The sequence below is a fragment of the Halomonas sp. AOP13-D3-9 genome (genome assembly GCF_052379125.1).
Classification (GTDB): domain Bacteria; phylum Pseudomonadota; class Gammaproteobacteria; order Pseudomonadales; family Halomonadaceae; genus Vreelandella.
The window spans coordinates 51,504-78,022 of the sequence record NZ_JBQSYH010000002.1; the positions used below are offsets into that span (position 1 = coordinate 51,504).

At 56.6% G+C, this 26,519-nt stretch carries 29 protein-coding genes and 1 other RNA gene; 11 read left to right on the forward strand and 19 right to left on the reverse strand.

Annotation, left to right across the window (positions count from 1 at the left end; translation table 11 throughout):
- Window positions 1-162 precede the first annotated feature (162 nt).
- Genes ACT3UM_RS02200 through ACT3UM_RS02210 form a run of 3 tightly spaced genes read left to right on the forward strand, consistent with a single transcriptional unit; the run spans window position 163 to window position 3,114 of the window.
- Window positions 163-1,296: an ABC transporter substrate-binding protein gene (locus tag ACT3UM_RS02200; protein ID WP_498895742.1), complete on the forward strand. Its 1,134-nt coding sequence runs from the start codon at window positions 163-165 to the stop codon at window positions 1,294-1,296.
- A complete protein-coding gene (locus tag ACT3UM_RS02205) occupies window positions 1,286-2,371 on the forward strand; it encodes a FecCD family ABC transporter permease (RefSeq protein ID WP_192535995.1) in 1,086 nt (361 codons plus the stop codon). Before ACT3UM_RS02200 ends, ACT3UM_RS02205 begins: the two co-directional genes overlap by 11 nt.
- Window positions 2,365-3,114 (forward strand): ABC transporter ATP-binding protein, encoded by a 750-nt coding sequence (locus ACT3UM_RS02210; RefSeq protein WP_498895745.1) that lies wholly within the window; start codon window positions 2,365-2,367, stop codon window positions 3,112-3,114. The genes ACT3UM_RS02205 and ACT3UM_RS02210 overlap by 7 nt, the downstream gene beginning before the upstream one ends.
- Here the strand turns inward: ACT3UM_RS02210 and ACT3UM_RS02215 are convergent.
- From ACT3UM_RS02215 to grpE, 4 genes are all read right to left on the reverse strand, one after another.
- A complete protein-coding gene (locus tag ACT3UM_RS02215) occupies window positions 3,092-4,003 on the reverse strand; it encodes a DMT family transporter (RefSeq protein ID WP_498895747.1) in 912 nt (303 codons plus the stop codon). The genes ACT3UM_RS02210 and ACT3UM_RS02215 overlap by 23 nt on opposite strands.
- An 87-nt stretch (window positions 4,004-4,090) precedes the next feature.
- Window positions 4,091-5,236, reverse strand: a complete 1,146-nt coding sequence (dnaJ, locus tag ACT3UM_RS02220; RefSeq protein WP_498895749.1) for a molecular chaperone DnaJ — start codon at window positions 5,234-5,236, stop codon at window positions 4,091-4,093.
- Between the two features lie 164 nt (window positions 5,237-5,400).
- Entirely contained in the window at window positions 5,401-7,332 is a 1,932-nt protein-coding gene (dnaK, locus tag ACT3UM_RS02225; protein WP_498895751.1) for a molecular chaperone DnaK, read from the reverse strand.
- A 158-nt stretch (window positions 7,333-7,490) separates the two neighbouring features.
- The gene (grpE, locus tag ACT3UM_RS02230) at window positions 7,491-8,132 is read right to left on the reverse strand and encodes a nucleotide exchange factor GrpE (RefSeq protein WP_035582918.1); all 642 of its coding nucleotides are present in this window, start codon (window positions 8,130-8,132) and stop codon (window positions 7,491-7,493) included.
- Window positions 8,133-8,343: 211 nt separating this feature from the next.
- Here grpE and recN point away from each other — a divergent pair, with 211 nt between their 5' ends.
- The gene (gene recN / locus ACT3UM_RS02235) at window positions 8,344-10,017 is read left to right on the forward strand and encodes a DNA repair protein RecN (protein ID WP_498895754.1); all 1,674 of its coding nucleotides are present in this window, start codon (window positions 8,344-8,346) and stop codon (window positions 10,015-10,017) included.
- A gap of 156 nt (window positions 10,018-10,173) precedes the next feature.
- Here the strand turns inward: recN and fur are convergent, their stop codons facing one another.
- Window positions 10,174-10,626: a ferric iron uptake transcriptional regulator gene (gene fur / locus ACT3UM_RS02240; RefSeq protein WP_007111850.1), complete on the reverse strand. Its 453-nt coding sequence runs from the start codon at window positions 10,624-10,626 to the stop codon at window positions 10,174-10,176.
- A gap of 72 nt (window positions 10,627-10,698) precedes the next feature.
- Between fur and bamE the strand changes: the two genes are divergently transcribed.
- Window positions 10,699-11,157, forward strand: coding sequence for an outer membrane protein assembly factor BamE (gene bamE, locus ACT3UM_RS02245; RefSeq protein ID WP_498895756.1), 459 nt, complete (start codon window positions 10,699-10,701; stop codon window positions 11,155-11,157).
- Between the two features lie 8 nt (window positions 11,158-11,165).
- Here the strand turns inward: bamE and ACT3UM_RS02250 are convergent, their stop codons facing one another.
- Together ACT3UM_RS02250 and ACT3UM_RS02255 are read right to left on the reverse strand one after the other, a co-directional pair.
- The gene (locus ACT3UM_RS02250) at window positions 11,166-11,483 is read right to left on the reverse strand and encodes an RnfH family protein (RefSeq protein ID WP_498895758.1); all 318 of its coding nucleotides are present in this window, start codon (window positions 11,481-11,483) and stop codon (window positions 11,166-11,168) included.
- The gene (locus tag ACT3UM_RS02255; protein ID WP_498895761.1) at window positions 11,473-11,907 is read right to left on the reverse strand and encodes a type II toxin-antitoxin system RatA family toxin; all 435 of its coding nucleotides are present in this window, start codon (window positions 11,905-11,907) and stop codon (window positions 11,473-11,475) included. Before ACT3UM_RS02255 ends, ACT3UM_RS02250 begins: the two co-directional genes overlap by 11 nt.
- A 125-nt stretch (window positions 11,908-12,032) precedes the next feature.
- Here ACT3UM_RS02255 and smpB point away from each other — a divergent pair, with 125 nt between their 5' ends.
- The 5 genes from smpB to ACT3UM_RS02280 all read left to right on the forward strand — a co-directional run bounded on the left by smpB (window position 12,033) and on the right by ACT3UM_RS02280 (window position 15,102).
- Window positions 12,033-12,524: an SsrA-binding protein SmpB gene (gene smpB / locus ACT3UM_RS02260; RefSeq protein ID WP_007111854.1), complete on the forward strand. Its 492-nt coding sequence runs from the start codon at window positions 12,033-12,035 to the stop codon at window positions 12,522-12,524.
- A gap of 45 nt (window positions 12,525-12,569) precedes the next feature.
- Window positions 12,570-12,950: a transfer-messenger RNA gene (gene ssrA / locus ACT3UM_RS02265) on the forward strand.
- Between the two features lie 204 nt (window positions 12,951-13,154).
- On the forward strand, window positions 13,155-13,385 hold the full coding sequence (locus ACT3UM_RS02270; protein ID WP_498895763.1) for a DUF1654 domain-containing protein: 231 nt from the start codon (window positions 13,155-13,157) through the stop codon (window positions 13,383-13,385).
- A complete protein-coding gene (locus tag ACT3UM_RS02275; RefSeq protein ID WP_498895765.1) occupies window positions 13,382-13,831 on the forward strand; it encodes a LexA family protein in 450 nt (149 codons plus the stop codon). The genes ACT3UM_RS02270 and ACT3UM_RS02275 overlap by 4 nt, the downstream gene beginning before the upstream one ends.
- On the forward strand, window positions 13,828-15,102 hold the full coding sequence (locus ACT3UM_RS02280) for a Y-family DNA polymerase (protein ID WP_498895767.1): 1,275 nt from the start codon (window positions 13,828-13,830) through the stop codon (window positions 15,100-15,102). Before ACT3UM_RS02275 ends, ACT3UM_RS02280 begins: the two co-directional genes overlap by 4 nt.
- Window positions 15,103-15,162: 60 nt before the next feature.
- On the opposite strand, the gene ACT3UM_RS02285 is transcribed toward ACT3UM_RS02280, so the two are convergent.
- From ACT3UM_RS02285 to ACT3UM_RS02310, 6 genes are all read right to left on the reverse strand, one after another.
- On the reverse strand, window positions 15,163-15,510 hold the full coding sequence (locus tag ACT3UM_RS02285) for a hypothetical protein (RefSeq protein ID WP_498895769.1): 348 nt from the start codon (window positions 15,508-15,510) through the stop codon (window positions 15,163-15,165).
- Between the two features lie 333 nt (window positions 15,511-15,843).
- Complete coding sequence (locus tag ACT3UM_RS02290) at window positions 15,844-17,289, reverse strand: hypothetical protein (protein WP_498895771.1); 1,446 nt, start codon at window positions 17,287-17,289, stop codon at window positions 15,844-15,846.
- On the reverse strand, window positions 17,282-18,001 hold the full coding sequence (locus ACT3UM_RS02295; protein ID WP_498895773.1) for a hypothetical protein: 720 nt from the start codon (window positions 17,999-18,001) through the stop codon (window positions 17,282-17,284). The genes ACT3UM_RS02290 and ACT3UM_RS02295 overlap by 8 nt, the downstream gene beginning before the upstream one ends.
- Window positions 18,002-18,004: 3 nt before the next feature.
- Window positions 18,005-19,624, reverse strand: a complete 1,620-nt coding sequence (locus ACT3UM_RS02300; RefSeq protein ID WP_498895774.1) for a hypothetical protein — start codon at window positions 19,622-19,624, stop codon at window positions 18,005-18,007.
- A 1-nt stretch (window position 19,625) separates the two neighbouring features.
- Window positions 19,626-19,970: a hypothetical protein gene (locus tag ACT3UM_RS02305; protein ID WP_498895776.1), complete on the reverse strand. Its 345-nt coding sequence runs from the start codon at window positions 19,968-19,970 to the stop codon at window positions 19,626-19,628.
- Between the two features lie 61 nt (window positions 19,971-20,031).
- Window positions 20,032-22,848, reverse strand: a complete 2,817-nt coding sequence (locus ACT3UM_RS02310; protein ID WP_498895778.1) for a phage tail tape measure protein — start codon at window positions 22,846-22,848, stop codon at window positions 20,032-20,034.
- A 130-nt stretch (window positions 22,849-22,978) separates the two neighbouring features.
- Here ACT3UM_RS02310 and ACT3UM_RS02315 point away from each other — a divergent pair, with 130 nt between their 5' ends.
- Window positions 22,979-23,188, forward strand: a complete 210-nt coding sequence (locus ACT3UM_RS02315) for a hypothetical protein (RefSeq protein ID WP_498895780.1) — start codon at window positions 22,979-22,981, stop codon at window positions 23,186-23,188.
- Between the two features lie 121 nt (window positions 23,189-23,309).
- On the opposite strand, the gene ACT3UM_RS02320 is transcribed toward ACT3UM_RS02315, so the two are convergent.
- From ACT3UM_RS02320 to ACT3UM_RS02345, 6 genes are all read right to left on the reverse strand, one after another.
- Entirely contained in the window at window positions 23,310-23,807 is a 498-nt protein-coding gene (locus tag ACT3UM_RS02320) for a hypothetical protein (RefSeq protein ID WP_498895782.1), read from the reverse strand.
- A 72-nt stretch (window positions 23,808-23,879) separates the two neighbouring features.
- On the reverse strand, window positions 23,880-24,872 hold the full coding sequence (locus tag ACT3UM_RS02325; protein WP_498895784.1) for a hypothetical protein: 993 nt from the start codon (window positions 24,870-24,872) through the stop codon (window positions 23,880-23,882).
- Window positions 24,873-24,961: 89 nt separating this feature from the next.
- On the reverse strand, window positions 24,962-25,372 hold the full coding sequence (locus tag ACT3UM_RS02330; RefSeq protein WP_498895786.1) for a hypothetical protein: 411 nt from the start codon (window positions 25,370-25,372) through the stop codon (window positions 24,962-24,964).
- 1 nt (window position 25,373) lies between these two features.
- Window positions 25,374-25,946, reverse strand: a complete 573-nt coding sequence (locus ACT3UM_RS02335; protein WP_498895788.1) for a phage tail protein — start codon at window positions 25,944-25,946, stop codon at window positions 25,374-25,376.
- Window positions 25,943-26,263, reverse strand: coding sequence for a head-tail joining protein (locus ACT3UM_RS02340; RefSeq protein WP_498895790.1), 321 nt, complete (start codon window positions 26,261-26,263; stop codon window positions 25,943-25,945). The genes ACT3UM_RS02335 and ACT3UM_RS02340 overlap by 4 nt, the downstream gene beginning before the upstream one ends.
- Window positions 26,263-26,469 carry a hypothetical protein gene (locus ACT3UM_RS02345; protein ID WP_498895792.1) on the reverse strand — a complete coding sequence of 69 codons (207 nt, stop codon included), beginning with the start codon at window positions 26,467-26,469 and terminating at the stop codon, window positions 26,263-26,265. The genes ACT3UM_RS02340 and ACT3UM_RS02345 overlap by 1 nt, the downstream gene beginning before the upstream one ends.
- Between the last annotated feature and the right edge of the window lie 50 nt (window positions 26,470-26,519).

Here is a 26,519-nt window from a genome sequence, read left to right on the forward strand (position 1 = left end):
CAAAAACAAAGCGTAGCATGTGAACCATTCAGCGCGGCACCCCAGTGATGCCGCACAAACGCTAATCAGTTACAATAGCAATTGCATCTCTATGCTATCAAACCGTCATAGCACCTCAGCGATGCCAGCCCTGTTAACCAATATCGACCAACGAGTTAAAAAATGCTCAGTTCTCCGCCTGTAAAAATTCTGCTTGGTACGCTTATCAGCTTTGCTTGCTTCGCCACTGCTGTGGCTGACGATATCACCATCACCGATGTCACTGGTCGCCAAGTCACCCTAGACGCCCCTGCCGAGCGAGTTATTTTAGGTGAAGGGCGGCAAATTTATCTGCTTGGGCTACTCGAGCCGGAAGACCCTTTTGCCCATGTGGTCGGTTGGCGCGAAGACTTTTCTCAAGCGGACCCTGATAACTATGCCCGTTATCTAGAGCGCTTCCCAGAGATTGAAGCGATCCCCACCTTTGGCGGCTTTAAAGACGGCACCTTCGATGTAGAGCAGGCCGCCGCGCTTAACCCTGATGTGGTGCTGATGAACATCGAAGCTAAAGCCGCCACAGAAGACGCCGCCTACGACGACAAGTTGGCGCAGCTCGGCATTCCGATCATCTATGTGGATTTTCGTGAAGATCCGCTTGAGAACACCATTCCCTCCATGCGCATCATTGGCCAGATCATGGACGATGAAGCCGCGGCCGAAGCGTTTATCGAGTTTGCCGAGGCACAGCTGGCACGGGTAACCGACATCATCGCCGAGGCCAATCCAGAGCGCCCCAGCGTGTTTATTGACCGGGCAGGCGGCTACTCCGACGAGTGCTGCATGAGCTTTGGCCCTGCCAACTTTGGCGATTATGTCACCCTGGCGGGCGGCCACAATATTGCTGAGGGGATTATTCCTAACAGCTTCGGCAACCTGAACCCTGAGCAGATTATTGCCGCCAACCCCGACCATGTGGTTGTTACCGGCGGCAACTGGGATGCCTACGTACCTGGCGGCGACTGGGTGGGCGTAGGGCCTGGTTCAGATATGCAAAGCGCTCACGCCAAGCTGGAAGCGCTGACCGAGCGCACCGCGATGACCGGCATTAAGGCCGTTGAATCTGGCAATTTCCACGCCATTTGGCACCAGTTTTACAACAGCCCCTACTACTTCGTGGCCGTGCAGCAGTTAGCCAAGTGGCTACACCCTGAGCTCTTTGCCGACCTAGACCCGGAAACCACCATGGCAGAACTGCACGAACGCTTCCTGCCCATCGACTATGAGCCCGGCTACTGGATATCGCTCCATGACGACTGATACGAGGATAACGGAAACGGAGGTCACAGAACGCCTTTCACAGGGTCGCGCCTTCTACCATAGCCAGGTGTTCCGCCGCCAACTGATATTGGCGGCACTGGTGTTAGCGCTGTTTTTTAGCCTCTGCGTTGATCTGGCCCTCGGCCCCGCCCGCTACAGCCTGGGCGAAGTCATCGCGGCGCTATTCACGCCGGGCAGCGTTAGCCAGCAGGCGCGGGTGATTGTCTGGGAAATCCGCATGCCGGTGGCGCTGATGGCGCTCGTAGTGGGCGCCAGCCTGTCGGTGGCCGGGGCACAGATGCAGACCATTCTGAGCAACCCGCTAGCCAGCCCGTTTACCTTGGGGATTTCCGCCGGGGCCAGTTTTGGCGCCGCGCTGGGCCTTGCTTTTGGCGTGGCCATTGTTCCCGCGGCCATTGAGTTTGTGGTGCCCATCAACGCCTTTGTGATGGCCATGTTCACCGCTTTCTTAATTCATGCCTTGAGCCTTAAACGCGGCGTAACGGTAGAAACCATTGTGCTGCTCGGCATCGCCATGGTGTTTATTTTCAACTCGCTAATGGCGCTAATTCAGTTCTTTGCCAGCCAAGAGGCGGTATCCGCGGTAGTCTTCTGGACCATGGGCAGCTTGACCAAAGCGACCTGGCCCAAGTTCTGGATCGCCCTCAGCATTCTCGCTTTGTCGATGCCGCTGCTTGCCCGGCACGGCTGGGCGCTGACGGCTATGCGCCTGGGCGATGCCAAAGCCGAGAGCATGGGCGTCAATCCCCGCGCGCTGCGCTTGGAAGTGCTGGTACTGGTGTCGCTACTCGCTGCTATCGCGGTAGCGTTTGTAGGCACCATTGGGTTTATTGGCTTGGTGGGGCCGCATATTGCGCGCATTTTGCTGGGTGAAGATCAGCGCTTCTTCCTGCCCGGTTCGGCGCTGTGCGGCGCGCTCATCCTCTCCGTTGGCTCAGTTATCTCCAAGATCATTATCCCCGGCACCATCATCCCCATTGGCATTATCACCTCGCTGGTGGGCATTCCCTTCTTTCTATTTCTAGTGCTTAACCACAAGAAGGCCTCATGGTAACGCTACAACTGAACCGCGTATCCGCCCGCTACGGGCGGCGCCCTATTCTGCAAGAGATCACCACGCCCTGCTTTCAGGGCGGGCAAGTCGTCGCGCTGCTGGGCCCTAATGCGGCAGGTAAGTCAACGCTTTTTAGGCGCGTGTTAGGGCTATTGAAAGGCGAAGGCGAGGTGACCATCAGCGGCACCAGCGCCGAGCGCCCCGTGGGCTATATGCCCCAGGACACCGGCGCCAAAGCGGTGCTCACGGTGTATGAATCGGTGCTTTTGGCGCGCATGCAGGGGCGTGGATTAAAAGTGCAGCCTGAGGATTTAGCCCAGGTGGATCGCGCACTGGACGAGCTGGCGATCACGGCCCTTGGCGAGCGCGATATTGGTGACCTCAGCGGCGGCCAGCGCCAGTTGGTTAGCGCCGCCCAAGCGCTGGTGCAAGAGCCGGAGATTCTGATGCTGGATGAGCCCACTTCGGCGCTCGACCTTAACCGACAAATTAGTCTGCTGACGGTGCTGCGCCGGTTGGCCGACCAGCGCCAAATGCTGATTCTGGTGGCACTCCACGACCTGGGGCATGCGCTACGCTTTGCCGACGCCGCCATGCTGCTGGAAAATGGCCGCCTGATCGCCTGCGGCCCCACCGCTGAGGTGATCACCCCGGCGCTATTACGTCAGGTCTACCAGGTAACAGCACGTATTGAGCCCTGTTCGAAAGGCCAGCCGCAGCTTATCGTCGAAGCAGCCATTTAGCCGTTAACCTAAGCCGTCGCCCTTCCATCGCCGCTAGCGCTACCCCGCTTAACATCAGCGGTAACGCTAGCAGGAAGCCACTAGAGACAGGTATACCAAACAGCACCCAGTCGGCAAGCACAGGCCACACCAGGGCAATATATTCAAAAGGCGCCAACCGCGACGCCTCGGCGTAGCGCAGCGCTAATGTCATCGCAATGTGCGCTGCGCCGCCAAATAGGCCCGATAGCACTAAAAGCACAAACTCGACCCTGGTAAGCGCGGCCCAACCCAGCGGAAGCGTCGCCAGCCCGGCCAACGATGCCACCACAATAAAGTAGAATGCGATTGAGGCGGCACTTTCCGTTCGTGAAATACGCCTAACGGTGAGTAACGCGCCCGCCGTTAACAGCGCACCCAGCGCCCCTAATGCGTATCCGGTCACTTGGCCGTTACTGGAACTGGCATTCAGCCCAGGCAATATCAGCACTGCCACCCCGGCAATCGCCAACACGATACCGCCCGCGCGATAAAGCGAGAAGCGCTCCCCCAACAGCACTATGCCACCTATCGCCATAAACACCGGTGTTAGCTGGGCTAATAGTGTCGCCTCGGCAACGGGTAACAGCGCCACCGCCGCAAAGGAGGCAAACATCGCCGCCGCCCCCATCCCCGAACGCAACGCATGCCCCAAGGGGCGCCGCGTAGCCAACCCCTGGGGAAACTCCCGCCGCAGTAGCAGAAAAATCACTATAGGCAGCAGCGCAAACAATGAGCGAAAAAACACCGACTGCCCCACCGGCACTGTGTCGCTCACGGCTTTAATGCACACCAGCATGCCAGTAAACAGAGCGCCTGAGAGCACCCGGAGCAAGATGCCCTTTGTGGGCCTTTCCTGAAGGTTATCCATTGCGCGCAGCATCCCCAAACAGCAAAAACCCCCGGCGAACCGAGGGTTTTTGAACCAAACAACTAACTGCTCACTATTATTACAGGTTTACGGCTTCATATCTTCAAAGAAGCTCTTCACGCTGTCGAAGAAGCCGGTTTTCTTCGGCGAGTGGTTGTGGCTGTTGCTGTCGTCGAAGCTCTGTTGCAGCTGGCGCAGTAGGTCGCGCTGCTCGTCGTTGAGCTTGACGGGGGTTTCCACCACTACCTTGCACAGCAGGTCGCCGGGCATGCCACCGCGCACAGGCTTGACGCCTTTACCGCGCAGGCGGAACAGCTTTCCGGTTTGGGTTTCCGGCGGAATCTTCAGCTTCACGCGGCCATCTAGCGTGGGCACTTCAAGCTCGCCACCTAGCGCTGCGTCGACGAAGTTGATCGGCACATCGCACTGCAGGTGCTTACCGTCACGCTGGAAGATATGGTGCGGCTTGATCGCCACCTGAACGTACAGATCCCCAGGCGGGCCACCGTTCACACCGCTTTCGCCTTCACCATTCAAGCGAATGCGATCGCCGGTATCCACACCGGGCGGAATCTTGACGGACAGCGTGCGTGTCTCGCGTACGCGCCCTTCACCATTACACTTATGGCACGGCACTTTGATGTGCTGACCCGAGCCATGACAGGTCGGGCACGTTTGCTGCACGGCGAAAAAGCCCTGCTGCATACGCACTTGACCGTGGCCGTGACAGGTCGGGCAGGTCTCTTTCGAAGAGCCTGGCTCGGCGCCACCGCCATCGCAGCGATCACACTCGATATGCCGCGGCACGCGGATATCGACTGTGGTGCCTGAAACGGCGCTCTCTAGATCCAGCTCTAGGTTATAGCGCAGGTCGGAGCCGCGCGCCGGGGCATTGGGCCCACGGCGACGACCACCGCCTCCGCCAAAAATATCGCCAAACACATCGCCGAAAATGTCGCTGAAATCGCCGGCACCTGCGCCGCCGAAACCACCGCCGCCACCTTGGCCATCAACGCCCGCATGGCCGAACTGGTCATAGGCAGCGCGCTTTTCGCCGTCGCTGAGCACTTCATACGCTTCGGACACTTCACGGAATTTTTCCGCTGAGGTTTTATCGTCCGGGTTTCGATCAGGGTGGAATTTTTGCGCCAGACGGCGATAGGCCTTCTTGATCTCTTTCTGATCGGCCCCTTTTTCGACACCCAGGACTTCGTAATAATCGCGTTTGGACATAGGCCCTACGCCTCCTGGTTAGCTACGCACTCAACTGCACATTTAGGCGATACACATTTAGCTACATACCTAGCTATATATCTAACTACGTGCGTCTTGGTCTCGGAAACAGCAACGCGGGAGTAAGCTCCCGCGTCACCGCTTTCCTTGGCAGAAAGAGGATGTTACTGCTTTTTCTGATCGTCGTTGACTTCTTCGTACTCGGCGTCAACCACGTCTTCTTCCGGCTTGGAGGTGCTTTCAGCACCTTCGCCACCCTCTTGCTGCGCTGCTTCTGCCTGCTCGGCGTACATCTTCTGGGCGAGCTGGCCAGAGGCTTCGGTCAACGCATCCAGTTTCTTCTGGATGTTATCGACGTCGTCACCTTTAACCGCTTCTTCCAGTTCGCTGATGGCCGTCTCAATCGCCTGTTTCTCGTCGTCAGTGGCCTTATCACCGGCCTCTTCCAACGTTTTGCGCGTGGCGTGAATCATGCCATCGGCTTGGTTACGCAGCTGCACCAGTGCTTCGAACTTCTTATCTTCTTCAGCGTGCGCTTCCGCATCGCGCACCATCTGCTCAACTTCTTCTTCCGACAAGCCGCTAGAGGCCTTGATAACGATGGACTGCTCTTTGCCGGTGGCCTTGTCTTTCGCCGAAACGTTCAGAATACCGTTGGCATCCAGATCGAAGGCAACTTCAATCTGCGGTACGCCGCGCGGTGCGGGCGGAATGTCGGCGAGGTCAAAGCGACCCAGCGACTTATTCTGCGCGACTTGCTTGCGCTCGCCCTGCACGGCGTGGATGGTAACCGCCGTCTGGTTGTCATCCGCGGTCGAGAAGGTTTGGGTCTTCTTGGTCGGGATGGTGGTGTTCTTCTCGATCAGCGGCGTCATGATGCCACCCAGGGTTTCGATGCCCAGGGTAAGCGGGGTAACGTCGAGCAGCAGTACGTCTTTAACGTCGCCACCCAGTACGCCGCCCTGAATTGCTGCACCCACGGCAACCGCTTCGTCCGGGTTAACGTCTTTGCGGGCTTCTTTACCGAAGAAGTCAGCGGCTTTCTTCTGCACCATCGGCATACGTGTCTGGCCACCGACCAGGATCACTTCGTCGATTTCAGACGCGGACAGGCCAGCGTCTTTCAGCGCCATTTTGCACGGCTCGAGCGAGCGCTGAACCAGCTCTTCGACCAGCGACTCCAGCTTGGCACGGGTCACCTTAACGTTAAGGTGTTTCGGGCCAGTGTTGTCGGCAGTGATGTAGGGCAAATTCACGTCGGTCTGTTGAGCGCTGGAGAGCTCAATTTTGGCTTTCTCAGCGGCTTCTTTCAGACGCTGCATGGCCAAGTTGTCACCGGAAAGATCAATGCCGCTGTCAGACTTGAACTGGTCTACCAGGTAGTTAATCAGCGCCAGGTCAAAGTCTTCGCCACCCAGGAAGGTGTCGCCGTTAGTGGCCAACACTTCAAACTGAGTTTCGCCGTCGACATCAGCAATTTCGATGATCGAAATATCGAAAGTACCGCCACCCAGGTCATAAACCGCGATGGTTTTGTCGCCGCGGGATTTGTCCATACCGTAGGCCAGTGCGGCAGCGGTCGGCTCGTTAATAATGCGCTTAACGTCTAGACCGGCAATGCGGCCGGCGTCTTTAGTCGCCTGACGCTGACTGTCGTTGAAGTAGGCCGGTACGGTAATAACCGCTTCGGTCACCGCTTCGCCCAGGTAGTCTTCGGCGGTTTTCTTCATTTTCTTCAGCACTTCCGCACTTACCTGCGGCGGTGCCATTTTTTTGCCTTTTACTTCAACCCAGGCATCACCGTTGTCGGCTTCGCTGATTTTGTACGGCACCATTTTGATGTCTTTTTGGACAACGTCATCTTTAAAACGACGGCCAATCAGACGCTTGATGGCGTACAGGGTGTTTTCTGGGTTAGTCACGGCTTGGCGTTTAGCGGCCTGACCCACCAGCGTTTCACCATCATCGGTATAGGCGATGATAGAAGGCGTTGTGCGACCGCCTTCAGCATTTTCAATGACTTTAGCGCTGTCACCATCGAGCACGGCCACACAAGAGTTAGTGGTGCCCAGGTCGATACCAATTATACGTCCCATAGCAATACCTCGAATTCGGTTGTTACAAAACTGGAAATTTATTTTTTAAAGCTTGTCTGCGGGTTTCCCCGCGGGGTTGCCCTTTATTTGGGGGCCGCCGCTGACATTTCAAGGGCTTTTTTTCACACTCTTATTTAAGACTCTGTGTCGCCAGTGGCTTAATCGGCTTTTTTACTCACTACGACCATGGCCGGGCGCACTAGGCGTCCATTGAGCAAATAGCCTTTCTGCATAACGTCCATCACGGTATTCGGGTCAAGATCCGGGTTAGGCACCATGGTCATGGCTTCATGCACCTGCGGGTCGAAGGGCTCGCCATGGGGTTCAATGCTTTCAACGCCGAATTTGTTAAGCACATCCAACTGCATCTTCAAGGTCATGGAGACGCCTTCACGGTGAACCTCCGAGGCCCCCTCTTCCATGGTCTCAAGGGCTTTTTCCAGGCTATCCACCACCGGCAGCAGCTCTTTAACAAACTTCTCCAGGGCAAACTTGCGCGCTTTCTCGGCTTCCTGCTCAGCGCGGCGACGCACATTTTGTGCTTCCGCGGCGGCGCGCAGGGCTTGATCCTTGGCATCGGCCAAGCTCTGCTCTAATTCACCCACCTGGGCGGCCAGCATTTCCGCTTCAGGATTGTCGGAACTGCCTTCTAGGGGCTCTTCGTCATTGATCAATCCTTCCAGCTCGCCCTCCATCAAGCGCTCTTCAGCGACTTTCTCAGCCGCTTGCTCGGCGCCATCGGCTTCTTGCTCGTGGCGGGCCAGCTCATCGTCCATTGGTGTTTGCGGTTCTTTCGCCATGTTGTGCTCCTAAAAAGTAGGGCGCAGCCACGCGGGCGGCGCGCAGAGAAGTAAGCCTTTAAATCACTCGCTTTAACTAACTATGCACGCTATATGGGGGCCATAAATTCCATCTCAAGAGGTGCATTGAAGTGAGTTATTAACTACTGTATAAATCAACAACTATTGGATAAGTATCCAGCTTCTGCGCTGAACCGCCTCAGGAGGCGCCATGCTTACTCAGCTAGCCATTCAAGATTTCGCCATTGTCGATCACTTAGAGCTCGACTTAACCGGCGGCATGACCGCGATTACCGGGGAAACCGGGGCAGGCAAATCGATTCTGTTAGGCGCCCTGGGGCTGTGCCTGGGCGAGCGCGCCGACGCCGGAAGCGTGCGCCACGGCCGCGAGCGTACCGACCTCTCCGCACGTTTTGACATTCAGCACCTCCCCGCCGCCGTCGAATGGCTGACCGCCCGGGAACTTCCAGCAGAAGAGTGTTTGCTGCGACGTGTGGTCACCGCCAACGGCCGTTCCAAAGCGTGGATTAACGGCCAACCCGCGACGATTTCCGATCTCAAATCTCTCGGCGAGCAGCTGATTCAAATTCATGGCCAGCATGCTCATCACGCTTTAATGCGCGAAGAGACCCACCTGGCCTTGCTGGACGATTACGCTGGCCTCAACGATGCCACCGCTCAATTAGCCGTCACCTTCCGCGCATGGCGCAATGCGCGCCGCCAGTTGAAAAAGCTCAGTGAAGAAGGCAGCGAAGTAGAGGCCAAACGCCAACTGCTGCGCTATCAGGTAGAGGAGTTGGATCAGCTCGCTTTAGCGGAGGGGGAATTAACCACGCTTGAGGAAGAACAGCACACCCTGGCTCACGCGGAGGAGACCCTGCGCGAAACCCAGTTTGCCGCCGACTGCTGCGCCAGCGATGAGGGCGGTGCGCTGTCTTTACTCAATCAGGCGTTCGCTCATTTAAGCGCACTGCCGGGAAGTGACAAAGGCACCCTGGCCAACACGCTTGCCATGCTGAGCGATGCGCGCATTCAAGTGGAAGAGGCCTCCAGCGAGCTCAACCGCCTCGCCAGCACCACCGAATTAGACCCCGACCGGCTGGCCTGGGTAGAAGAGCGCATGACCGACGTCCATCGCATTGCCCGCAAGCACCACGTTGCCCCTGAAGAGCTATGCGCCCTGCATGCCGACCTACAGCGAGAAGTCGCTCAGCTCGAAGAGGGTGGCAATGACCTGGAGGCACTCAGTGCACGGGTAGGCGTACTACGCGAAGCGTATCGCCTAGAGGCGAAGAAACTCACCGAGCGTCGTCAAAAAGCCGCTCTTCGTTTGGGCAAAGAGGTACAGCAGCAACTGGGCTTTTTAGCTATGGGTAAAGCACGCTTTGAAGTGGAAGTCACCGCCAAAGACGCGCCCTCCCCGGAAGGCCTCGACCGAGTGCAGTTTTTAATTAGCGCCAACCCCGGCCAGCCTGCACGCCCATTGACCAAGGTCGCTTCCGGCGGCGAATTGTCGCGGATTAGTCTCGCCATTCAAGTCGTCGCGGCGACGCACTCAACGGTGCCCAGCCTGGTATTTGACGAAGTGGATGTGGGTATCTCGGGCGCTACCGCAGAGATCGTTGGCCAACTGCTGCGCAAACTGGGCGAAAACGGCCAGGTCATGACCGTGACTCACTTACCGCAAGTGGCAGCCCAGGCCCACCAGCATCTGCATATCGAGAAACAGGCGAAACGCGACACCACCTTGACGCAAATGGCACTGCTCGACGAACAGGGCCGCATCAGCGAACTGGCGCGCATGCTGGGCGGCGTGACGCTTTCTGACCAAACACTCGCCCACGCACGGGAAATGCTCCACGCGAGCCAGCGCCCACCCCACTGACGCGCTGAACTAATGCACCAAATTAACACGCTGCATAAACACAAACGCCCCTGATCCACTGGCCGAATTCACTTAGCGAACTCGGCCCAGTAGATTAGGGGCGCTCATATTTCGAACAGCGGCTAGCGGTTTTCGACTAGCGGCGACCTAGGAACGTTATTTCTTGTTCGTCGGCCCGCTGTCCTGGCGCGTTACGTCGGAACCGCGCGGACGCACATATAGCACCAGGGCATGATCGACTAGTTCGTAGCCGTGCTCTTCAGCAATTTCTTGCTGACGTCGCTCGATGATCTCATCAACAAATTCAATGATCTCACCGCTTTCAAGGCACACCATATGGTCATGGTGGTCCTCTTGGGTCATCTCGAATACCGCATGTCCTCCGTCGAAATTATGACGGATTACCAAGCCCGCTGACTCAAACTGAGTCAATACGCGGTATACGGTAGCCAAGCCAACATCTTCGCCCGCATCGATCAGTGTTTTGTACACTTCTTCTGCGCTAAGGTGGTGCTGACCCGAAACATTTTCGAGAATTTGAAGTATCTTGACGCGCGGCAGGGTCACTTTTAGACCGGCTTTGCGCAATTCATGGTTCTGATCGGCCATGGTCGCTCTTCGCAGTAACTGGTTAGGTCGGGTATGATCAACCGAAACCACGATAGTGAAGAATAGGCCCAAATGCAAAAATTGACTCAAATCATCACGCTCTCCGTTGCCCTTACCGTCATTAGCGGCTGTAGTTACGTAGGCGTGTATAAGCGCGATATTCCCCAAGGCAACCTAGTCACCCAGGAGATGGTCAGCCAGCTTCAGCCTGGAATGACCCAGGAGCAGGTGACTTATGTCATGGGCAGGCCACTGCTGGAAGCGCCCTTTGACGCCAGCCAGTGGGATTATGTGTTCCGTTTAGATAAAGCGTATGGCGATGTAGAGCAGCGTCGCGTAACGCTCACCTTCGATCCCCAGGGTCGCTTGGTGAACATTGAGCAAGAGGGAGATCTATCTAAACCGCTGCCGCTGGAAGGCGAGAGCAGTATGGGTCCTGCAACAGAAGGGGTTGACCCAATGGATGCGCTACCTGAAGAGAGCACTCAGACACGGCCACCTGAAGGCACACAGCCTGTTCAACAGCCTTAATAAACGCCTTATTGCCTTGGGTCGCTCGCTTGGCGCTTAGCACGCTCTAAGCGAGCAACCTTGGGGTCGATCGCCAACGGTCGGTACACTTCGACACGATCCCCGTCGCGTAACGGCTGGGTATCGGGGTTGCGTAGCGCCTTACCGAAGATCCCCAGCGGTGCCTCGGCAAACATATCGCCGGGCACCTCGGGAAACAGCGCTGGCAAATCAGCCAAGGCAACGGCTTGGCGCGCAGTCGTGCCCTCAGGCACCCTCAGAGCCACTATGTGCTGTTTAGACGGCAACGCAAAGGCTACCTCAATGGCCAGCGCTTCAGCGCCCATACAGCTCGTTAGCGCGCTTGGTGAAGGAATCGACCAGTTGCCCGGCGATTTGCTGAAAGAGTTTTCCGAACGCCATGCCGAGCAAACGATTGGCGAACTCAAACTCCATTTCCAAGCTCACTTTGCAGGCGCCCTCTCCCATGGGGATGAATAGCCAGCGGCCGCTAAGTCGCTTGAAAGGGCCTTTGACCAGCGACAGCTCTATACGCTCAGGCGCGAAAAGGTCGTTGCGCGTGGTGATGGTTTGTTCGACACCGGCGCGCCCAAGGGTCATTTCGCCGATCAGATGCACATCATCATGCTCGAGCAAACGCGCCTGTCGGCAGCCTGGCAAAAACTCCGGATAGCGTTCGAAGTCGTTAACCAAATCGAACATTTTCTGGGGGGTGTGCCGCACTAAGGCGGAACGATTGACGGTTGGCATTGACCTCTCCGCTGACTTCACAGTGCCCAAAGCGTATCATGGGAAACATTTTTCAGACCCTAAATGGTATCACGCCTCCCCTAATAACGAAGGGGATGCCACTGACAGATTAATTATGAGGTTCCATGGCCACTAAGAAAGGTAACAGTAAAGGTCCCGGTAGTAGCGTCATTGCCCAAAACAAGAAGGCCCGATTTGAATATCATATCGACGAAACCTTCGAGGCAGGTCTATCACTCGCTGGCTGGGAAGTTAAAAGCATGCGGGCCGGTAAAGCTCAGCTCACCGATACCTATATTTTGGTGCGCAACGGCGAGGCGTTTCTGTTGGGCAGTCATGTTATGCCGCTTAACACGGCGAGCACCCACGAGATCGCCGACCCGACGCGCACCCGTAAGCTGCTGCTGCATCGTAAAGAGATTGCCAAGATCTTTTCGGTCACCCAGGACAAAGGCCATACCTGCGTGCCCCTTAAACTTTATTGGAAGCGCAATAAAGTGAAGTGTGAGCTAGCGCTCGTGACCGGTAAACAGCTGCATGACAAGCGCGCCACAGAAAAAGACCGCGACTGGAATCGTCAAAAAGGTCGAATTATGCGGGAACATACCAAGGCATAACTGGTCAATCAGCTGTGAGCACGTTAGAATGCTCACCTGTATTAAGGGGGCGACATGGTTTCGACGCCGGTGACAACCCTTGAGGTGCATGCCGAGAGCGTGATGTATCTCGTAAATCCCACATCACGAAAAAATAGTCGCAAATGACGAAAACTACGCTCAAGGCGCGCTAGCAGCTTAAACACTGTTAGCTTCTTGTCTGGCCCCAAGGTGATGTGCCTATTCATCGCTGAGGGGATACGAGCTAAAGCTGATAGGACCGCGTTTGGTGGTGTCTTCTCGCCAACCGTTAAACTTTAGAAGGCTCGCGTTGCTGAATCCTGACCGTCGGAGTCAGTCGCGCTAAACTAAATGACGGAATCTAAGCATGTAGAGCCAATAGGCGCGTGCTGGCGGACGCGGGTTCAATTCCCGCCGCCTCCACCACCTTACTATACAAATCAAGCACCTACGGGTGCTTTTTTTGTGTCTATGGGCTGTAAAAGGCTGTTTTAGGCATAGCTATGTCAACATTTGAGTCAACATTTTTGATCCTGCCTGCCACCAATTTCCCTCTCGCTTTCACAACCCCCCTTCTCTATACTCGCTTCTAAATACTGTATATATCACCAGTTATTTAAGGAGGCGCTTATGTCAAAATCCTACGAGCAGCTAGTCAAGCGGGTGCAGAAAGAGATCGGCAGCCCAGGAGCACAGTCAAAGCACTGTGTCGAGCTTCAACGCCGAGAAGATGAGAGCCCTGAAGATTGGGCACAAATGCTTGCTGACCTGAGCACCGTTGAGAACGTGACGCTAACCCACATGAACGATGACGCTGAGCATATTCGCATCACATGGAATCCCGAGGAGAGCATGGCATGAGTATGCATCTCTCAGTGCTAGGACGCGTAGATACCACCTCCCCTCCGATTAAATTGCCCCTCGCCGCAGGCGAGGTACGCACCGGCTTTCCTAGCCCGGCCGATGACTACCTTGAGGCTGAGCTGGATCTTGTCGATCACCTAGTTCAGCATCCCAGCGCGACCTACTATCTTCGCGCCAAGGGGACATCGATGACCGGTGCCGGAATCTACGATGGGGATCTCTTAATTGTCGATCGCTCCCTTGAACCTAAATCGGGCCATATTGTGATTATGAGTGTTGATGGTGAGCTCACGTGTAAAAAGCTGGGCAAGATCGGCAACCGCCCTTACCTAATTGCCTCAAACCCCGAATTTCGCCCAATCCCACTTGAGGGCAAGGAATGCCAGGTGTGGGGCGTGGTCACCCATAATATCCACTCACTGGCCCCCGGCTTCTCAACATGATCGCCCTGGTCGACTGCAATAATTTTTACGTCAGCTGCGAGCGCGTATTTAACCCAAAACTGGAAGGCCAGCCGGTTGGCGTGATGTCAAACAATGATGGCTGCGTCGTGGCTCGATCAGCTGAGATAAAACAGCTTGGGGTAGCTATGGGTATGCCCGCCCACCAGATCGATCCTCACCTTCGTCGTCAGTGCATTCTGCTGAGCTCGAATTATGCGCTGTACGGTGATATGAGTCGTCGCGTCACTGACGTTCTCAGCCAGCACACACCGCACGTTGATGTGTATAGCATTGATGAATCGTTTCTGAGCTTTGAGGGTTTCGATCCCGAAACACTTGAGGCTCGATGCCAGGCAATGCGGCACCAGGTGCGAAGGGATACCGGCATTCCGGTTAGCGTTGGACTGAGCACCAGCAAAACGCTCGCCAAAATCGCTAATCATCGGGCCAAAAAAGAGAAAGAGTTCGATGGTGTGGCCATCATGCAGCCAGATAGCGATGACACGCGTGCGTTCCTCGAGCAACTGCCGGTTACTGAGATCTGGGGCGTGGCGGGTCGAAGTGCTGTCCGCCTGCGCACCCTCGGAATTGAAACGGCCTGGCAGTTGCGCGAATCTTCGCCCAAGCATTTGAGAAAGCACTTCTCGGTAGTCATGGAGCGAATCGTCTGGGAGTTACGCGGCGATGACTGTATCCCGCTTGATGATATGACCCAGCCGAAGCAACAGATCATGGTCAGCCGCAGCTTTGGGCGCCTCACCAACAATAAAGCCGACCTTCACGAAGCGATCCGCGTGCACACGTCCCGGGCAGGTGAGAAATTGCGCAAGCAACAAGGCTTAGCCCAGGCGATTATGGTGTTTGTGAGAACCAACAGGTTTCGCAGCGACTTACCTAGCTATAGTAAAAACTTGGTGATACCTCTGCACCGCCCGACCGACGATAGCCGTGAACTGGTCAAGGGTGCCTTAGCGGGATTGGAAAGAATATTCAAGGAAGGAATTTGGTACCAGAAAAGCGGCGTGATGTTGATGGATCTCTGCGACCATGAGAATGAGCAATTGGGCTTACTGGCTGAACCACTGGGCGAAGAGAAGCGCGCTAGAAATAAAAAATTGATGGCGACGATGGATATGTTGAATCGTGAGCATGGCAAAAATACGGTACGACTGGGGATGCCAAGGCAGATCAATGCATGGGAATTGCGTTGCGAGCACCGGACACCTAGGTATACGACATGCTGGAAAGAACTAAAGATCGTAGAAACGTAAAACCCTCATTTCTGAGGGCTTAATGTATCGCTACATAGTGACTAAACTTTCATCTAATCATTAGAAAGATGAGGCCACCGACTGGCTATCACATCCCTTTTGGCGGCGGGCATTCTCTAGTGAGAGTAGCCGATCATTCGCACTTTCCGTAGCTGCATTCTTTTCCATTACATTACCGATGCCAAAATCACCCATAAAGGATAATACTGATCGGCCATCGAACTGGCTTTCATCTTTGATACGATCTAGAAAGCCGTGTGTTTTCGCAATTTCAATACTGATGGTTTGGCAGTCCAACAATGCCAATTCGCCTTCAGTGACCGTCGGTTGGCGGCCGTAGTTTTTAGTTGCACAACCTGCGACCAGAACAGAAAGGCCTAGCACCGAAAGCGTATTTATTAATTTCATATTGTTCCCTAGATTAAGGTAATCGCACCTCTGTGGGTACGACGGAAACAATAAAACGCTATTAAGCAAAGCTTGGCAAGAAACGTGGCCAACGCTTGGACACTGAAGATCAATCAGCCATCCCTAGCAATATCGAATACTTTCCCCTATTGGTCATGCGTTTTGTGACACATTCGACATGCTTAAAGCGGCGTTTATGGCGTCACGCATACAGCCTATCAGCTGAGGTAGCTGAATTCTGTAAGCCATATACCTCAGTTTTTGTAAGCAATCTCTTACATCAGTAGGCTAAATCACTTCACTAACATGATCGTATGCGGTCGATCCCCAAAACTATTCAACATCTTCAGGCCACTCCCCATTGCACCCCTTCTCAAGGATCAAGCTGCCCCTGCTTTCCGTATACGTGATCGATCTACCTTTTTGCGCGATACCTTCCCAGCCGCCCTCATCCTCATAGCCAACCTCCAAAACAGGCAACGGATCGCTCATGACAGGGGAACCGTTTGCGTCTATTGGCCCCTGCCCCCAGGCAAGCCAAGCTGGGCCTCTGTGTACAGTGCCGCCAGTATCGATGAAGTCGGATGATGCGTGCCATCGGCCACCCGCAAAGTCGGCACGGGCGGTAGGCGTAAGCTTTCCCATTACATCGCCCTCAGACTTGCTGCTGTCTTCCGAGTAAAACAGCTCCGCCACCACCTCTCTACGGATCACATCAGCTTCGTCTGGCAAGCCGTCCAACCGATAACTACCATCGGTGGCCTTAATAACGCCGCCGCTGTAAACAACCTCATTATCGCTTTCACCGGTGATACGCCACTCAGTGGTAGCGCCACCGGAAATCACTAAATCGCCATAGATTGATTGAACCTCCCAAAGCGCGTCTTCGTTGCTGTATACCGCCAGCACTTCCGGCACACAGCACACCTTTGGCGCCTGCTCAAACCCCACCACCGTTGGCCCTTCCACATTGCCTGCAAAGGCCACCAACACCTGATCGCCCTCTTCAAAGGCACTACCGTTGCAGTCCATATACAGGATCGGCACGTTGCTATAGCTCGCCCGGGCATTAACACCCAGCCCCTGCTGGCTGCTGGTGGCGGCATCCAACGTGATCGAACAGGTATCATCTTGCAGGCTGGTAATGGTGGCTATGCGGAAAGTCGGCCGCCACTTCTGCCAGCCGGGCAACATAGCCAGGTTGTAGAACGTTGCCGCTGGGGTGCTGGCCAGCGTGGGCTGCACGACACCATCTTCTGTGGCGCTCCAGGCGTTGCCTTCAAAGCCCGGCTTGATAATAACGTTGCCTATTTCACCGGGTACTTCCGCCGTGGCGACTTCGCCGCTCAAGTCTTCGGAGTAGTCCGCGCACCAGGCCTGCATCTGGCGCAGCGGTGGCAAAGCATTAATACGCGCCACCAGGGCTTCATCGGCAGCAATACGCAACTCATGGGTGCGTTGTTCTGCTTGTAGCGCATCGCGCTGGCTCGCCGCTTCAAGCAGATCGCGGGAGAACGCATCCAGGTTGATGCTGGACTGGCCTTGCTCTGCCATTTCCTGCTGGTACTGGTTAATGGCTGCATCCTGCTCGGCGGCGGCTCGGTTAACAGTTGCCTGGGCTGAGGCGATGCGTTGTTCCAAGGCCGTGATATTAGCCCGAAAAGTCTGGATCCGCGCTTTGGCTTCCTGTTTTGCAAGCTCTGCACGCTCACGGGCTTCGATAATCTCTATCGTATAGCGCCCTTCACCATGTGCTTCAAGTATCCGTGCTTTACCCATTGCCCACCTCGATCACTTCCATGGCCGCGCTTGTCGCGTTAACAAAATACTGGATTTGCTCTACTTGGAACGCGGATCCATCACCATCAACAGCGTAGTTACCGGGCCGCAAAAGCAGGTCTACGGTGGAACGGACACGCCGCACGCCTTGATTGATCGACCGGGTTTGCACGCCCTGCAATGTGCGTTCTCGGGGATCGGCCTGCGGGAAGTCGCCATAGCCACTCAGGGTCAGCGTGTAACGTGTCGGGCCTTCATCGCTCCTGATTTGCTCCAGTGGTGCCAGGGCAATGGTTTCCAGGCCGTCGTACTCATCAGCGCTGGGATAGTAGTAACCCAGTTGCACCTGCATCAGTGCACCATACTCCAGCGTGGGCAATACGTTGTCACCGGCGGGCACAATGGCTTGCAGGAAGGATTTACCCGTGCGGCGCATGGTGGCCTGGAACGATGACATGGGCACGCGCAACTCACCAATCAGCAGCAGATACACCTCTACCCGTTCCAGTGGATCAAACAGTGCACCTTGAGGGCCATCATCGCAGCCGATGACGATGGTGCCGCCGCTGGCGTTCAGTGCCCAGCTACCTAGCGGTGAACTATTCAGCACACTACCGGGAAGCCGTTTAATGATCGGTACACAGTCAATCCCGCCCTCTGGCGGCTTGGGTGACCCCAGCGCACGGCTATTGAGCGGATCGCTGTTCAGCATGGCTTAGATCTCCATGACGTAGCCGCGCACCACCACTTTGGCTGACAGCGTGCCGGTACCGGCAGCGACCACCGAGACACGTAGCGTTGTAACGCCGTCACTGATGAGTGGCTCAAACGTCTCACGCTCGCCTATAGCCGTTTTACTGATCGCCGTGGCTGCTAAATAATCAGCCGGATCGGTGTCGTCGGGGCCAATCTGAATTTCCGGCGCTCCCCCAACGCTATCAGCGTCGATGACCACCAGGTCAAAAGCGTCGGGAAACAGCATGGCGTTGGCAGGCAGCGTAAGGGTGGCCACTGCGTCACTGTCAGTAAGATCCAGTGGTTCAGTGGCTACCACCACTTGCATGGCTGCTTGTCGCGAAGTGTTCGGAGGTGGCCCCGCAAACTCACCGGTCTGGTTATACGTTGCCGGTATATAGCTGATCGCGTTGACCGCCAGGCCGCCTGGAATGTTAGCCACTGCACCGCGTCCCAGTGCCACGCAATAAGGTGCTTGCGCAGTGGCTTCAAGGCCAGCAGCGACCGTTTCAGGTGACAGCCCCTGGGCGCTAGAGCCTATTGCCGTCACCCCTGGTGGCTGGGCCTCAGCGCCATCACCATAAGCAGACGATTTAGGGCTGCTGGCGGCAGCATTTCGCCCGATAACGGTAACGCCCTCCGCATTGCCTTGGGCGCCCTTTCCGATCACGACAGAGGCTGGGCCGTTAGCACTCGAATCGGCGCCTAGCGCGATCCCTTCAGGCGCATTAACACCGGCTCCAACGCCTATAACAATGGCGGCATCGCTATAAGTGGAGCCAAACACTGCAAATGAGCTCTCACCTCCGCTGTTAGCGTCAGCACCGAGTGCGACAGCACCATCGCTTGATGCGTAGCCACCCGCTGCCGCTAATGAGTCATCGCCGTGACTACTGCTATTAGCGCCGATGGAACAGCTACGCGCCCCATTTGCCGAAGCTCCCGCTAGCGCGATCGAGCGCACCCCGTAGGCGCGGGAGCCGTCACCTATCGCAATACCCAGACCGGCAGTTGCCTGAGCACCAGGGCCAATAGCCATGGCACCGGTGGCATTGGCCTGGGCAGCACTCACCAGTACCGGGTCACCCTCCCATTCCAACGCTGCGTAGACCTTACCGCCTATTGCCATGGCGCTATCGCTGGTCGCATAGGATCCGCTGCCCAACGCCAGTGCTCCCGCCGCCACCGCCTGGGCAGGGCCAAAGGCTTCGCCTTCATGTTCATAGGCACCGCCAAGTGCAATCGCGCCAGCAATGCCTGTCGGCATGGTACCCGCGACTCCTTGGAGCATTTGCTGAAGGGGGGCTGCCGTTAACCGGGATTCCACACCATCCCCCGCCGTAAACGTAGCGGCAGTCGTGCCCTCTTGTTCACGCTCGACGGTGACCATGCTCTCAGCCACTGCCGTGGCATACACCACTTCGCGCTTGGTTTCGTTGCCCTGGGCGTCAACAACAAACAGCGTTAGCGCGACGGCGTCCGCATTCCCCAGCGCCGTGGCGATTGCTTCCGCGCCTGTTGACAGTTCAATCTCGATCGCGTCTTCGGCCACCGGCGCTGCCAGCTGCGCAGCGAAGTTATTCAAAAATCCAAAGCGCATGTCACGCCTCCTCGGCAATTAGAATAGTCAGTTCCTGGCGACGCTCCGCGTACTCGCTGGGCACACCGATAAAGCAGCCATCGGGAATCGACAGCGTGACCCGGGCATGGAGACGCACCATTCGGCGGGCCTGATCGACAAGCTCCCGCGGCAAGCCGCTAAAGGACAGCGTGACGGTGCGATCACCAGGGCTATGGCCGCGATTGGTGACCGCGACACCGCCATCCAGGGTGCTGACCCGGCTAACACGGCGGCTCACGTCGCCCAATGTAGAGCCTGCGCGGTGCGGCAACAGCATGGCCCCGCGCGGGTCATAGCCACGCGCGGCTAATCCAATTAGATACATAAGAGTTCTCGCCAGAAGGGATAGACGGAGCGTTAAACGCTAGAAGGGCTTATAGAAGAGCTCAAAGACCAAGCAGGAATTCAGCGCCTTCGGCATTGGCGCGCATCTGAATTTTTTCCAGCACCTGCCACATGATCATTTCCAGCGCAGGCTCCAGGCCGTCCGAGCTAATTTTGATCAGCCCATCGCCACTTTGCAGCGCCTGAGTACGCGCACGCATTTGCTCTACTTGCGCATCAATCAATTTGCCCTGCTGAGCAGCGGCCTCTTCTTGGATCTTCATCTGCTGGTCGATAGCATCACGAGCTGCCCACTGGTCACTAAAACCCAGATCGCCGCTGCCCAACGTATCGAACATGCTGGCGGCAGCCTCTCCGGTACTGGCAATGGTGGTGCTGGTGGCATTGAGAATCGCCTCCACTTTCTTGGCGTCCGCTTCCATTTGGGCGATTTTAAAATCAACCGCGAACTCCATGTTCTTGATGCGCTCATTGCTAGCCAGCTCTTCCAGCGCGAGGGATTGATCCAGCACGGCCTGCTTGGCTTTGAGTATCGCGTCTTCGCTACTCAATACCTCGCCAGTCAGCGACTCCTGACCTTGTGCCGCTTGCTCGCTGCTGTCTTTTAGCTCCAGCAGCGCGCCGGTCAGGCTGCGATACTGCTGTTCATTGATGTCGCCATTGTTGAAGGCGTCTTGAACGCGGCCTAGTGCAGTGCGAATCTCTTCACTGGTAGCCGTAATCGACGCCTCACCGCTACTCAATGCGGCCGCTGCGTCTGATAGCGTGCCCGGTAGATCCGCAATCTGATCAACCAAGGGGCTATCGATTGCTGCCAAGCCCTCGCTTAACTGATGACTGGCATCGGCTACCGCGAGCGCGGTTTCAACCGCGGCATCAGACAGCAGCTTAATATTGTCACTGCTTTCACCGCCCATACGCTGCGCCGCGCTGGCCACCGCCACGGCCGCGGCTTCTGCCTCGGTACCGACCATTGCAAAGTCTGCGGCCGCTTCCTCACCCCACCCAAAGTGCTGGCGTAGCGACTCATAGCCCGCTAGCAGGTTTTCAACGTTGAACAGTGAGAATTCATCGCCTTGTATGTTCTCGACGTCCGCTAAATCCTGCTCGATTTTCGATGCCAGCGTGATGGGCTGTTCATTGAACGCATTCACTTTGCCCATCAGGTCGTCAATGGCGGAATACGCCAGCCAGGCCGCGCCCGCGGGGCCCGCTATCTTACCTAATGAGGTAACAAAGCCACCGATTGCCCGGGTGGCCACGGGTACCGCGCCGCTTGAGCCACCCAGCGCCTGCAAAATAGTTAAAAAGCCGCCTATGCCTGCCAGAATACCGGAGGCGGCAACGCCCACGCCGCCAATAGCACCGCCCAGGGCAACCACATCGGGGTCAAGCTGTGTCACCCACTGCGCCAGCTCCGCCAGGGTTTCCATAAAGGGAACAAGCTGCTCAATCGCGCCCGCGGTGAACTCGCCCAGCAAATTAACGCCGCTGCCCAGCGTCTCAATAACGCTGACCAGGCCTTCTGCGGTGCTTAAATCAGCGTTATCGAACAATCCCGCCACCGCATCGCGCACGGCCTCAAAACCACCCACAAAGCCTGACAGGTCGGCGGCCTCTAAGGCTTGGGGCAGTTTTTCCGCGGCATCAAGTAGCGATTGCTCCAGGGAGCCCATCACCCCGTCGATTAAGTCGACAAACTGCTGCAGCTGGCCATCACTGACGCTGGCCCCAATGCTATTAAAGATCGCGGCTATGGCCTGCTGAATGCCGCCAAACTCATCAAGGAGCGGGTCACCTATCGTAATCAGCAGACTCTGGAACGCATTGCTAATACGCTGGTTGTTGTTCTCAACGGTATCGGCCATCTTCGCGTAGGCGACTTCCGTAGCGCCCGCGCTGTTGGCCATGGCGTCCAGGTTGTCAGCAAAGCGTTGCGCGCCGGTACCGGTTAACCCCAGCGCGCCGTTGAGTGCCTCACTACCGGAGAACAGTTTCGCCATGCTTTCGACGTTGCCACCAGTCGCTTCCTCAACTTCACGAAGAACGCCTTCAAGCCCCTTGCTTTGTAACGCGGTCGCGCCGAACTCAACACCTAGCTCTTCGGCGTACTTTAACGCGCCTTGTGTCGGGCTGATGATGGCGGCAATGGCGGCACGTATCTGGGTAATGGCCTGGCTGGTAGGCGCCCCCGACGCGGTGATGGTCGCAATAGCAGCAGAGAGAACATCAAACTCAACGCCGCCTGAGCTAGCGGTTTTGGTCACCTGGGCAAGTGAAGCGCTTAACTCAGGTAGCGTGGTCTGGCCGCTGCGCACGGTTTGGAACAACAGATCGCTATAGCGCTCGGCCTGATCCATGCCGTCGCCGTAGGCATTCAGCGTGGAGACCAGCACCGTCAGCGAGCTATCAAGATCGCCCTTACCGGCCACTGCCAGCTGTTCAGCCTGGCGAACCGCATCCAGTGACTGCGTGTAATCCACGCCAGCGGAAATCGCGCCGTAAACAGAGGCGTTGATCTGCTCATACGATTTAGTGCTGTCACGACCGTAGGCCAGAATATCGCCACGCAGCTTATCGAGGCTTTCGCCGGTGTCATCCACCAGCGTGGTGGCCTCTTTGAACTGGGCATCGAAGTCACCGGCCATTTTGACAGCCAGCGCGGTGGCCGCCGCGCCACCCGCTAACAGCGCCGCTTCAAACTTGAGGATGCCCGCGGTTGCATTAGCGATAGGATCAACCACGCCTTGCGCGGATCCGACGATGCTATTGAGGCGTTTTGTGGCGCTATCGACCCCGGCGCCCATTTGGTCAACGCCTTCGAAGATGATGGCAACGGATCGTTCCAGGTCAGCCATCGGCCACCTCTCTTAAATTGCAGGCATGGCAAAGCCCCATCAACGTTGAGAACGGACGCTAGTGGTAGCATTTGACGAATAAAAAGCTTGGGCTAAAGTAAATTAAGCCCATCACATAAGCAGGTGCAGTATGACTAACTGGCCCGACAATAAAGGCAAAGCATGGTCTAAGCAGGATGAGAAGCAGTTAAAGCAGTTGGCGAAAGAAAACACACCCACCAGAGTTATTGGCCTAAAACTAGGTAGAACCGAAGGTGCTGTATACAGCAAGGCTCAAGAGTTAAACACAAGCCTCAAGCCAACTAACCAAGCCCCTTACAACCGAAAGAAAACACCTTAAACGGTCATCTAGCTGCTTTTCTTCCGCTGCTCGAAATACATACCCCAAAGATCACACTCCAGCTCCGTCAGCATCGCCAGCGGGAACAGGTCAGGTCGAACTCGGAATAGAAATTCGCCCTTCAGGTCGCAGAGCTGGAGGGCGATTTGGATACCGGGCTGCCTGAAGAGCGCTTCGGCTTTCCCGGCTCACTGCCCAGGCCGGTCAGTTGGGTAATCTTGGTGGTCAGCTCCCAAAACTCGATGGGAAAGGCTTCCGCCAGTTTGACCGCTAATTGGTGGCTGCACTCTGGCTTCACACTCCCCATCACCAGCATTTCAATACGCCGCGCCAGGTCATCTGGCACGCTGTCACCGGATCCGATCAGTTCACGCACGGCATCGGTCACCTTGGCGTCTTTCTGGGATAAGAGCCCTTCCGCGATGGCGTTTCGATTACGGTTGCGAGCCTGGGCTTCATTAACGCTGGCCAACTCTGCACCGCTCAGGCCACGCACCCGCCACATCGGGGTTTCACCTTCCTTGATGCCCTTGAACCAATCACGTAGGTCGGGCACCGGCACATCCTCCTCACGGCGCTTAAAGCTGGCACCGGTGAAGCGGTTTACATCAAATTCCATGGCATCACCCTATTTAAGACTCATTTGGCAGAGCTGAGAAAGCCCGCCGCGGCAGGCTTTATGACGAAACGCTTAGCCTTCAAAATCGACGGTGGCTTGTTCAGCCGATACGGTGCAGCTGATATTCACATGGTCGCCCGCTGGATACGTGCGCCCGATGCCCAGGATGCCCTGGGTCAGCGAGAACGGCGCTCGGTGACGGTTCTGGTACCAGCGAAACCACAGCCGGTTGTTTTTAAGTCGAACCAGCGGATCGGTGGCATCGCCTTCGCCGTAATAGGTGAAGCTGGCCTGCCCAAGCGTTTGCGACACGCTGCCCAGCGTGCCGTTATAGATCTGCGTCGAGTTGGTGGAGTGGGAGGTTTCAGCGGGCACCCAATCACTGGCCCGGGGAATTTCTGCAAAGATGGGCGTATAGCCCCGCACACTGACGCGCTTGGGCAAACTCCCTGTATGGATCTTAGGCAGTTCTGCTGCGAAGTGGACTTCCCCACTGGCGGGGTCGGTTTGCCAAACAGGGCTGTCGTAGCGCTCCTGGTGGTTGCCGACGACCTGATAAATGTCAGTATCGTTCACGGGGGCAGCGCTGCTGCTGGCAAGACGCACCTGGCCAATCTCGACAGAATCCACGGGAATGAACGCTGGCCCGCCCGGTTCGCCACGCTGTTCGCTGAAGGTAGCGCCCTCGGCGCCAGCCACGGCCACTAGCGCGCCGCTGTTATCCACCGTAATGCTGGTAATCACGTGGGTTTCAGTGGAAGCACGCTCAATGGCCACATCCGCACTGGCCACATGCACCAGGCCATCGCTTGCTGCACCAGCAGCGGTGGGCATGTAAGCCGTTAACGCGGCCACAGTCACGTTGTCATTGCCGGTACCGGCGCGAATCTGCCCACCGGTCGCCAGCCCCCAGGGGCGTACCTCCGCTTCAAAGCCTGCGCGCCCGCTCCAGGGGGCGAACGTTGCTTCAAAAACGGTAGCATCGCCAATGTCAGATAGATGCTCCCAATCGTTAAAGGATTGGCCGGACTCATATTCCAGTTTAGGGTTGTCGGTAATCGCCACGGGGCGCCCTCCTATGTTGCTTGGATAAAAGCCCGGCACGCGGGCATAAAAAAACCCGCACACGGCGGGGAATATCAGAATTGCAGGTACTACTGGGAGTAAGGATCCCCCACGGCATGCGACCAGCGCACGGCAAGCACTAGATCCACGCCGATAATGTCGCTGCCCTCTTCGGGGTAATAGATCGTGCCGCCGGTATAGGCGATATCCTCGCATAGCCCGCCAAGCGTGCGATCGTTACCAGTGGCGGTGGCTATCAGCTCGGCCAGGATGGTATTGCCTTGGGTGCTCCACTGGCGGTGGTCGCGGTCGGCCTGGTGCACGGTTTCAACGGTGATTTCCGTGGTCACGCTCACACCGCCGTAGCGGTTGCGCTCCACAAGGCCGTCACTGCCATCCCAAAGGCTTCGCGCGGGCAAGGTGTCGATGATGCTGTTTGCCCGCTCTGCACTTAGCCGCTCGGCAAGTGCTGCGATGATCTGCTCTCTGATAGGGGTCATATCATTGCCGGTTCAGTAGTCGTTCTGATTCATAACTCATACGCTGCATTAAGCGGTTGCCACTGGGCGCCTGCAGGTCGTCTTTAACATCGCTAAACACCTGGCTGGTAGAGGGGCCGTAAAGCACTTTGATGCCTTCACTGCGCCCAAGGCCAGGGCCGTATTGGGTGCGAATAGCAATCGCCTGTACGCCGTTGGCGAAGCGGATAAAGAAGGCGCCAGGCATGCGCTTTTTGCCGCCGCTGGGTTTCACCTGCACGCCCACCCCGCCCGCTTTATAGGCGCGGTGTGGATAGCGCGTCAGTAGCGTGCCCCGCGTTGGCGTCCGGATCGCGCCGTTCAAGCTATTAACGGTGGCCCGTTTAACGGTCAGCTTGTCACGCACGTAGCCCGCTTTGAGCTTCACCTGCTTACGGATCTCTTTGCTGGCCTCGGTACGGGTGACACCTAACGTGTGATTGATGGCGCGGCTCATGGCGCGTGGTGCACCATTCTTTATGTGCATCAGGTCGCTTTCGATACGGCGGATCGCCTGCGTATCTACCGTAATCTTGATCGGGGAGGTTTGGCTCATGTTCGCTCCGGAGTCACAATCCAGGTCACCAGGTAACCGTCGTCGCGGGCCTTTTGGCCCAGCCGCCAGCCCTTGCCGTTCAGCGTCACCACATCGCCGCGGGAACCCGCACCGAGTTCACTGGTGTAGCCGGTTAACTCGGTACGGGCTTCCATGATGACGCCCTGCATGCCTGCCACCGTGCGCTCCACGTCTCGATCGAGCATGACGGTGACAGGCACAGGGTCGGCATTCAGCGCGGCGAAGGACGCGGGATCACCGGCTTCCACCAGTATTTCCCGCGTGCCTTCCCGCACTTCGTCGTCAAAGACGCTCATCACTCACCGCCTGTGCCCTGGCTGGGCATTGTGTTAGCTTCAGGTTCAAGGGCTTTCTGAGAACCTGGGGCCTCCCCAATCACCCCCGCTTTCACCAAGCGATCCTCCTCAGCTTTATTCTTTGGCTTGTAAGGCTGACCACGTTTCGCCAGCACCTCTTTGCCCTTTTCAATCTGCCCACGAATCACCACGAATTGCTTGGCCATGATGGCCTCCTGTCCAGTTTATGAATGGCATAAAAAAAACCGCATCATTT

Bases quoted from the DNA above. Each gene is read 5' to 3' on its own strand.
- ACT3UM_RS02200 (WP_498895742.1), top strand. From the start codon at position 163: ATGCTCAGTTCTCCGCCTGTAAAAATTCTGCTTGGTACGCTTATCAGC.
- ACT3UM_RS02205 (WP_192535995.1), top strand. From the start codon at position 1,286: ATGACGACTGATACGAGGATAACGGAAACGGAGGTCACAGAACGCCTT.
- ACT3UM_RS02210 (WP_498895745.1), top strand. From the start codon at position 2,365: ATGGTAACGCTACAACTGAACCGCGTATCCGCCCGCTACGGGCGGCGC.
- ACT3UM_RS02215 (WP_498895747.1), bottom strand. From the start codon at position 4,003: ATGGATAACCTTCAGGAAAGGCCCACAAAGGGCATCTTGCTCCGGGTG.
- dnaJ (WP_498895749.1), bottom strand. From the start codon at position 5,236: ATGTCCAAACGCGATTATTACGAAGTCCTGGGTGTCGAAAAAGGGGCC.
- dnaK (WP_498895751.1), bottom strand. From the start codon at position 7,332: ATGGGACGTATAATTGGTATCGACCTGGGCACCACTAACTCTTGTGTG.
- grpE (WP_035582918.1), bottom strand. From the start codon at position 8,132: ATGGCGAAAGAACCGCAAACACCAATGGACGATGAGCTGGCCCGCCAC.
- recN (WP_498895754.1), top strand. From the start codon at position 8,344: ATGCTTACTCAGCTAGCCATTCAAGATTTCGCCATTGTCGATCACTTA.
- fur (WP_007111850.1), bottom strand. From the start codon at position 10,626: ATGGCCGATCAGAACCATGAATTGCGCAAAGCCGGTCTAAAAGTGACC.
- bamE (WP_498895756.1), top strand. From the start codon at position 10,699: ATGCAAAAATTGACTCAAATCATCACGCTCTCCGTTGCCCTTACCGTC.
- ACT3UM_RS02250 (WP_498895758.1), bottom strand. From the start codon at position 11,483: ATGGGCGCTGAAGCGCTGGCCATTGAGGTAGCCTTTGCGTTGCCGTCT.
- ACT3UM_RS02255 (WP_498895761.1), bottom strand. From the start codon at position 11,907: ATGCCAACCGTCAATCGTTCCGCCTTAGTGCGGCACACCCCCCAGAAA.
- smpB (WP_007111854.1), top strand. From the start codon at position 12,033: ATGGCCACTAAGAAAGGTAACAGTAAAGGTCCCGGTAGTAGCGTCATT.
- ACT3UM_RS02270 (WP_498895763.1), top strand. From the start codon at position 13,155: ATGTCAAAATCCTACGAGCAGCTAGTCAAGCGGGTGCAGAAAGAGATC.
- ACT3UM_RS02275 (WP_498895765.1), top strand. From the start codon at position 13,382: ATGAGTATGCATCTCTCAGTGCTAGGACGCGTAGATACCACCTCCCCT.
- ACT3UM_RS02280 (WP_498895767.1), top strand. From the start codon at position 13,828: ATGATCGCCCTGGTCGACTGCAATAATTTTTACGTCAGCTGCGAGCGC.
- ACT3UM_RS02285 (WP_498895769.1), bottom strand. From the start codon at position 15,510: ATGAAATTAATAAATACGCTTTCGGTGCTAGGCCTTTCTGTTCTGGTC.
- ACT3UM_RS02290 (WP_498895771.1), bottom strand. From the start codon at position 17,289: ATGGGTAAAGCACGGATACTTGAAGCACATGGTGAAGGGCGCTATACG.
- ACT3UM_RS02295 (WP_498895773.1), bottom strand. From the start codon at position 18,001: ATGCTGAACAGCGATCCGCTCAATAGCCGTGCGCTGGGGTCACCCAAG.
- ACT3UM_RS02300 (WP_498895774.1), bottom strand. From the start codon at position 19,624: ATGCGCTTTGGATTTTTGAATAACTTCGCTGCGCAGCTGGCAGCGCCG.
- ACT3UM_RS02305 (WP_498895776.1), bottom strand. From the start codon at position 19,970: ATGTATCTAATTGGATTAGCCGCGCGTGGCTATGACCCGCGCGGGGCC.
- ACT3UM_RS02310 (WP_498895778.1), bottom strand. From the start codon at position 22,848: ATGGCTGACCTGGAACGATCCGTTGCCATCATCTTCGAAGGCGTTGAC.
- ACT3UM_RS02315 (WP_498895780.1), top strand. From the start codon at position 22,979: ATGACTAACTGGCCCGACAATAAAGGCAAAGCATGGTCTAAGCAGGAT.
- ACT3UM_RS02320 (WP_498895782.1), bottom strand. From the start codon at position 23,807: ATGGAATTTGATGTAAACCGCTTCACCGGTGCCAGCTTTAAGCGCCGT.
- ACT3UM_RS02330 (WP_498895786.1), bottom strand. From the start codon at position 25,372: ATGACCCCTATCAGAGAGCAGATCATCGCAGCACTTGCCGAGCGGCTA.
- ACT3UM_RS02335 (WP_498895788.1), bottom strand. From the start codon at position 25,946: ATGAGCCAAACCTCCCCGATCAAGATTACGGTAGATACGCAGGCGATC.
- ACT3UM_RS02340 (WP_498895790.1), bottom strand. From the start codon at position 26,263: ATGAGCGTCTTTGACGACGAAGTGCGGGAAGGCACGCGGGAAATACTG.
- ACT3UM_RS02345 (WP_498895792.1), bottom strand. From the start codon at position 26,469: ATGGCCAAGCAATTCGTGGTGATTCGTGGGCAGATTGAAAAGGGCAAA.